This is a genomic window from Mesorhizobium sp. M7A.T.Ca.US.000.02.2.1 (assembly GCF_003996995.1).
Classification (GTDB): domain Bacteria; phylum Pseudomonadota; class Alphaproteobacteria; order Rhizobiales; family Rhizobiaceae; genus Mesorhizobium.
Map to the genome: position 1 here is coordinate 1 of NZ_RZTT01000363.1, position 6,217 is coordinate 6,217.

Consider the following 6,217-nt stretch of genomic DNA (forward strand, 5'->3'; position numbering starts at 1 on the left):
ACAAATTCTTCCTTCTGGCTCATCACGCTCCTGGCCTCGAATGGCACCTCGAACCTCCCCGCGCAAAGCGCACGAAACTGTTCGCGATGTCTTCGCACACCTGTTCGCGATGTCTCCGGTCCAAACAGGGGGGAGATCGGATGTCATCCCCGCTTTCGCTAATCGCTGACGTCGCCGAACAGAGCGAAGCGTCGAACCTGCCAATCTCCCCCCTTGAGGGGGAGATGTCCGGCAGGACAGAGGGGGGCGCCACGCAATGATGCGGGAAACAAGCTTGCCTCGCGCCGCTGCGCCCTTCCTCAGCTTCGGCCGCTTGCTGCGCCGCTATGGTTTCGCCATCGCCCCCGAGCAGGTCTCCGGCTTCATGCAGGCGGTGACGTTGCTCGGGCCGCGCTCGATGGCAGACATCCGCGAGGCCGCCCTTTCCACGCTGGCGCCCCCGCCCGACCGCCGCGACGAATTCGAGGCGCATTTCCAGAGCCATTTTTATGGCAATACGTCCGCCGTGGTCGAAGGCGACGCCGACGAGGAAACTCGCATCAAGGATGATGGCGGCGCCGACGACGAACGGCTCGAGGTTAAACAAAGCCAAGAGGGCGGCGACCTCTCTTCGGCCCTGGAGCAGTTGAGTGTCCGCGACTTCCAGCGCGACGATGACAGGCTGACCGCCTTTCGTCGCAAACTCTCGACCGCTTTACCAGCCCGGCGCTCCTTCCGTACGATACGCACCCACTCGCGCGGTAAGCTCGATCTGCGCCGATCGCTCAGGGAAATCGTCAGCGCCGACGGCGACGTGCCCTCGCCACTGCTACGCCGCCGCCAGACCGTACCGCGCAAGCTGCTGCTGCTGATCGACGTTTCCGGCTCGATGAAGCTGCACACAGCGGACTATCTCAAGCTGGCACATGCGGCCGTGCAAGGTGCCGACCGCGCCGAGATCTTCACCTTCGGCACGCGGCTGACGCGCATCACCACGGCATTGCGCATCCGCGACCGCGACCAGGCGCTGGCGCGCGCCGCTGCCCAGGTCGACGACTGGGACGGCGGCACCCGCATGGGACCGACGCTGCTCGCCTTCCTCTCGGTGCCGCGCTTTTCGTCGTTTGCACGCGGTGCCACGGTCGTGATCCTGTCCGACGCGCTGGAGCGCGGCGATCATGGCGAGTTGGAGACAGCCATGCGACGGCTGAGCGCCCGCGCTTTCCGGCTGTCGCTGGCCACACCGCTAGCCGGCGACCCGCGCTTCCGGCCGGCAACGGCTGCACTTCGTGCCATCCTGCCTGACCTGGACGACCTCGTCGATGGCTCGTCGGTGAAAAGCCTCACCGATTTCATCCTGTCGCTCGCCCGCCCTGCTTCAGCGGCGGCGACAATCTGGAAGAGGGTTTCGTGATGCAGAAAGCCATCGACGCGCATTTCCACATCTGGCGCCAAAAGGACCAGCCCTGGCTGGTCGGGCCGATGGTGCCGCGCATCTTCGGTCCCTACGAGCCGATCCGGCGCGACTACCCGATCGAGGAATTTCTCGAGGACCAGAGGGATTCAGGCGTCGAAAAGGCCGTCTATGTCCAGACCAACTGGGCCAAGGAGGATTTCGAGAAGGAAGTCGCCTTCCTGCAGAAGACATCAGACGAGACCGGCTGGCCGCATGCCATCGTCGGCTATACCGACATGACCGTCGACGATATCAGGCCGCAGATCGATCGCTTGATAATATACAAGCTGCTGCGCGGCGTGCGCATGCAACTGCACTGGCACGAGACCCCGGCCTTCCGCTTCGCCGCCTCCGCCGACCAGGTGATCGACCCCAACGTGCGCGCCAATGTGGCGCGGCTCAAGGACTATGGCCTCTCCTTCGACCTGCAGCTCTTCCCCGCCCAGATGAAGGACGGCCTGACGCTGGTCGGCGAAAACCCGGAGACGAATTTCATCCTCACCCATGCCGGTATGCTGACCGGCATGGAGCCGGAAATCACCGAAGCCTGGAAGGCAGGCCTGCGCACGCTGTCGGCGGCGCCCAATTTCTACGCCAAGCTCTCCGGCCTCGGCACCTTCGTCCATCGCAACGACCCGGCGCTGATTGCCTATATCGTCGACAACGCGATCGAGATATTGGGCGCCGACCATTTGATGTTCGGCTCGAACTTCCCGATCGAAAAACTGTGGACCAGCCACGCCGAGCTGATCAAGGCGCACCGCGATGCGGTGGCCAGGCATGGTGCGGCGGCGGAGGCGGATATTTTCTGGAACACGGCGGAGAAGGTTTACCGGCCGGTGTGACGCTTCACTTCACCTCGAACTGCGGATCGACCGGGATCTGCATCGCGGTCACCAGATGGTTGGTCTGGCCGGCCAGCCCGATGATCGACACCAGCTCGCCATGCTGCGCATCGGTCATGCCCTTGGCTCGCGCTGCCGCCGTGTGCGAGTGGACGCAGTAGGAGCAGCCATTGGCGGTCGACACGGCAATGTAGATCATCTCCTTGGTTAGCGGGTCGATGGCGCTGTCAGCGACCATCACCACCTTCAACTGCTCCCAGATCCGCTTCAGCGCCGGAGGATCATTGGCCAGCCCGCGCCAGAAATTGTTGACGAAATCAGATTTGCGCGTCGCGCGGATGTCGTCGAACACGGCTTTCACGGCCGGGATTTTCTCGACCTCGGCATCGGTTAGGAGTCTTGCTGTGGCCATGGTGTGGTCCTTTCGCTTCGATCGATGAACTGGTTCGTTGAATCAAGTTTCGAGCAAAGGCGGCTAACCGGCTTCTTTGACTCAGTTTTTGGCCCGCAATAGCGTTGAAGATTAGCCGAGGCACCTAAACTTCGTCATCCACGGGCGAAGCAGGCGCGAAGCGCCGTCGCGGAGACCCGAGGATCCATGCCGAGACGTCAGCCGTGGAGTGCAGCGGCGAAGAATCCTGCACCGTTGCAACGCTCAGGAGTCCCGGCATGGATCCTCGGGTCTGCGCTGCGTCGCTACGCTCCTTGCTCCGCCCGTGGATGACGAAATGACGGGCGCTTCGATTGATCTCCACAATGTTCGAGCCAGCGGCACGCCTATTCGCTTCCTGCTCCAGCACCCTAGTGAACCGCCGCGTACATGATCTTCTCCTCCGTGGCCTCGGCCGGCGAAAACTCCTCGACGATGCGGCCCTGGCGGCAGACCAGGATGCGGTCGGACAGGTTCATGATCTCCGGCAGGTAGGACGAGATGACGACAACGGCCAGGCCCTCGTCGGCCAGCCGGTTGATGATCTGATGGATCTCGGCGATCGCGCCGACATCGACGCCGCGCGTCGGCTCGTCGAAGATGACGATGCGCGGCTGCTGCACCAGCCCCTTGCCGATCACCACCTTCTGCTGGTTGCCGCCGGAAAGCTCGACGACGCGCGCATTGTCGTTGATCGCCTTGATGTTCAGCGTCTTCGTCCATTCGGCTGAGAGCGCGCGCATTTCCTGCGCATTGATTACCCAGGCCTTTTCCCGGCCCGCCGCCAGCAGTCCGCCGAACAGGTTCTCGGCAATGCCCATCGTCTCGAAGATGCCCTCGCTCTTGCGATCCTCGGTAACATAGACGATGCCGTCGGCCACCGCCTCGCTCGGCACGAGATAGCGCACCGGCCTGTCATCGAGCTCGATGGCGCCGCCGCGCAGAAAGTCGCGCTTGTAGATGCCGGAGACGATCTTGAAGGTTTCGGTGCGGCCGGAGCCAATCAGCCCGAACACACCGGTGATCTGGCCCTCGAAGATCGAAAAGGAATTGTTGCGCACGACATTGCTCATCGAGATGTCCTGCACCGACAGCACCTTCTTGCCCGCCTTGCGAAGCTTCGCTTCGTCGCGCTGCCGGTAGATCTGCCCCGACAGCGTGCGCCCGACCATTGCGGACACGATCCTGTCGCGGTCGAAAGCAGACGTGTCGTCGGTGATGACCAGTTCGCCGTCGCGCAGGATGGTGATGCGGTCGGCGATCATCAGCGCCTCTTCCAGCGCGTGGCTGATGAAGACGATGGAGACGCCGCTCGCCTTCAGCCGCCGGATCAGCGCGAAGAAGTGCCGCTTTTCTTCCGGCGTCAGCGTCGCCGTAGGCTCGTCGAAGATGATGATCTCGGCATTGTGGTGCACCGCGCGCGCGATCTCGACCATCTGCCGCTTGGCAGCACCCAGCGTCGCCACCATGGCGTTCGGGTCGACGGGAAAGTTCAGCGATTGCAGGAATTGCTGCGCCGAAATGTAGGTGCCGCGCAGCCGGTTGAGGAACTTTTCGGTGCCGAGATAAAGGTTCTGCGCCACAGTCATCGACGGCACCAGGCTCGTCTCCTGGAACACCATCGCGATGCCGGCTTCAAGCGCTGCGTGCGGCGAGGCGTAGGCGATCTCTTGCCCCCTGTGGAACATCTTGCCCGAGGTGGCTTCGACCACACCGGCGATGATCTTGGTCAGCGTCGATTTGCCCGCGCCGTTCTCGCCAAGCAGCGCGTGGATCTCGCCTTTGCGCAGGTCGAAGCTGACATTCTTCACCGCGGGCACGCCGCGGTAGTTCTTGGTGACATTCTCCAGACGGACAATCGGTTCCATCAGAAACCTCCCGTGGGGACGGAAAGGATGCAGTCGCCGCCCCTGGAGGCGATGAACAGAAGACCGTCCTTTTCCGCAACGCTGCAGATGCCATGGCGCGTGCCGTTGGCGCGGCTGTGCAGGCTGAATTGCGGCTGCATCTTCTGGTCGAGCCTGACCACCAGCCCGTAGGAGCGGCTCGGCGACCATGGCTTGTGGATGCCCATGGTGCGGATGCCGCCGCATTGCAGCGGCTCGAGGAAGCTGCGGCTGGAGGCCAGCGCTGGCGCGATCCAGTAGGCCGGCGGCACCTGGCTCAGCATGTCCTGACGGTAATGCGTTTCCTGTAGCACGAATTCGATCAGCCGGTTGCGCGGCGCAAACAGGGTCAGCCACGCCCCACCATCGGCGGAAGGTGACAGCCGCGCGGGATAGCCGGGCAGATGCGTCAGAACCGTCGAGCGGCTGCCCGTCGCGCCATCGAAACGCACCAACTGATGACGCCAGCTTTCGCTGACTAGCACATCGCTGCCGACTGGATGCAGGCCATAGGGAAAGGCAATCTCGCCGGCGACTTTGCGGAAATCACCGCCCGCGGCGTCTCGCTTCCACAGCGAACCGGAGGCACCCTTCTTCATCAGATCGGCGGCCCATTGCGACGGCGCGTGCTCGGCCGAGCCATTGGCCAGCCACAACGTGCCGTCATCCGCATAGGCAAGTGCGGTGATGCAGCTGAGGTCAGCCGGCAGCGAAACGTCGCTGCCGCCAATCAGCAGCTTTCCGCTTTCCAGCCCGACCGTCAGTTCACCGGATGGCGACAGCGCCAGCGCGGTGACGGCAGACGGAAAAGTCTCGACCACGACAGGTTCCGCTCCAGCCGCAATCGAATGGATGGCGTTGCCGCTGGAGGCCAGCAGCCTGTCACCGGCGACGAGCAGATTGTCTGGTTCCGTCATCTCGGCGAAAGCCGGCGCATCATCCAGCCGCGTATTGGGGCGAAAAGCGCCGTCGAGCGGCGGGATGGTGACCGCCTTGCCGCGAAACAGGCCAAGCATCGGATCGAGGATCATGGCTTTGCTCCCCAATAGGAAGCGGGACTGGTCCAGTTCGGGTCGGCGCCTGCGATCTTGTAGCGGCCGATGCGGTTGTTGAGGATGCCGCCGACGAACAGATATCCCTTGTGCTCGCGCATCGAGGTGACCATCGGGTGCGCGCCACCGGTGAGGTCGCCCATCGCCTCGACAATGCCGCCCTTCTCGTTGAACTTGACCACGCCGCCGGTGTTGATGTTGGGGAACAGCCATTCATCCTGCGGCAGCCGGCGCGTCATGCGCTTGCGCATGTCGGGATGGCCCAGCGACAGGTCGAAACTCGGCGTGCGCATGCCGAGCCACGCCATCCAGTAATTGCCATCGGAGGCGCGGTTGATGTTGTCGGGATAGCCCGGCATGTCGCGGATGACGCATTCGGCGGTGCCGGCCTTCGGCCCTTCCAGCCAGTAGCGATGCACGCGGCAGGCCCAGCTTTCGGCGAAGAACAGCGACTTGCCGTCATGCGCCATGCACACACCGTTGGTGTAGCGGTAACCGTCGAGCAGCGTCTTCGTCGAACCATCCTTCGGATCGTAGACCAGCAGCCGGCCGGTGGCGCGGTTCTCGAT

The 6,217-nt window shown here is 63.4% G+C and carries 6 protein-coding genes; 2 read left to right on the forward strand and 4 right to left on the reverse strand.

The window, feature by feature from the left end; translation table 11 throughout:
* Nucleotides 1-256: 256 nt before the first annotated feature.
* Nucleotides 257-1,393 (forward strand): VWA domain-containing protein, encoded by a 1,137-nt coding sequence (locus EOD15_RS26415; protein ID WP_127321475.1) that lies wholly within the window; start codon nucleotides 257-259, stop codon nucleotides 1,391-1,393.
* The gene (locus tag EOD15_RS26420) at nucleotides 1,393-2,280 is read left to right on the forward strand and encodes an amidohydrolase (RefSeq protein WP_164761842.1); all 888 of its coding nucleotides are present in this window, start codon (nucleotides 1,393-1,395) and stop codon (nucleotides 2,278-2,280) included. The genes EOD15_RS26415 and EOD15_RS26420 overlap by 1 nt, the downstream gene beginning before the upstream one ends.
* 4 nt (nucleotides 2,281-2,284) lie before the next feature.
* On the opposite strand, the gene EOD15_RS26425 is transcribed toward EOD15_RS26420, so the two are convergent.
* The 4 genes from EOD15_RS26425 to EOD15_RS26440 all read right to left on the reverse strand — a co-directional run.
* Nucleotides 2,285-2,692, reverse strand: coding sequence for a carboxymuconolactone decarboxylase family protein (locus EOD15_RS26425; protein WP_127321473.1), 408 nt, complete (start codon nucleotides 2,690-2,692; stop codon nucleotides 2,285-2,287).
* Nucleotides 2,693-3,081: 389 nt separating this feature from the next.
* Entirely contained in the window at nucleotides 3,082-4,578 is a 1,497-nt protein-coding gene (locus tag EOD15_RS26430; RefSeq protein ID WP_127321472.1) for a sugar ABC transporter ATP-binding protein, read from the reverse strand.
* Entirely contained in the window at nucleotides 4,578-5,627 is a 1,050-nt protein-coding gene (locus tag EOD15_RS26435; protein WP_127321471.1) for a hypothetical protein, read from the reverse strand. Before EOD15_RS26435 ends, EOD15_RS26430 begins: the two co-directional genes overlap by 1 nt.
* Nucleotides 5,624-6,217: SMP-30/gluconolactonase/LRE family protein (locus EOD15_RS26440; protein WP_148129648.1), on the reverse strand; the 594-nt coding region annotated here is incomplete at its 5' end. The genes EOD15_RS26440 and EOD15_RS26435, both read right to left, overlap by 4 nt.